The following is a 570-nucleotide window of genomic DNA, read 5'->3' as shown; positions in this document are numbered from 1 at the left end:
TGCCAAAGCCGCAAGTAAAAGAGTGGAAATCGCAAGTAAAAGAGTGAAAGCCGCAAGTAAGAGTGGAAGTCGCAAGCAAAAGTGCAAAAGTCGCAAGTAAAAGAGTGAAAGCCGCAAGTAAGAGTGGAAGTCGCAAGCAAAAGTGCAAAAGTCGCAAGTAAAAGAGTGAAAGTCGCAAGTAAAAGAGTGAAAGCCGCAAGTAAGAGTGGAAGTCGCAAGTAAAAGAGTGAAAGTCGCAAGTAAAAGAGTGAAAGCCGCAAGCAAGAGTGCCAAAGTCGCAAGTAAAAGAGTGGAAATCGCAAGTAAGAGTGCCGAAGTCGCAAGTAAGAGTGGAAGTCGCAAGCAAAAGTGCCAAAGCCGCAAGTAAAAGAGTGAAAGTCGCAAGTAAAAGAGTGAAAGCCGCAAGCAAGAGTGCCAAAGCCGCAAGTAAAAGAGTGGAAATCGCAAGTAAGAGTGCCGAAGCCGCAAGCAAGAGTGCCAAAGTCGCAAGTAAAAGAGTGGAAATCGCAAGTAAGAGTGCCGAAGTCGCAAGTAAGAGTGGAAGTCGCAAGCAAAAGTGCCAAAGCCGCA

Annotated in this window: 1 protein-coding gene; it reads left to right on the top strand. The window is 46.0% G+C overall.

Going from position 1 to position 570, the window contains the following annotated elements; all coding sequences use genetic code 11:
- Window positions 1-266: 266 nt before the first annotated feature.
- Window positions 267-570: hypothetical protein (locus tag ACTQ5K_RS25535; protein ID WP_441994455.1), on the top strand; the 304-nt coding region annotated here is incomplete at its 3' end.

The sequence above is a fragment of the Niallia sp. Sow4_A1 genome (assembly GCF_052116745.1).
GTDB lineage: Bacteria > Bacillota > Bacilli > Bacillales > Cytobacillaceae > Niallia > Niallia hominis.
This window is presented reverse-complemented; position numbering and strand designations above follow the sequence as displayed.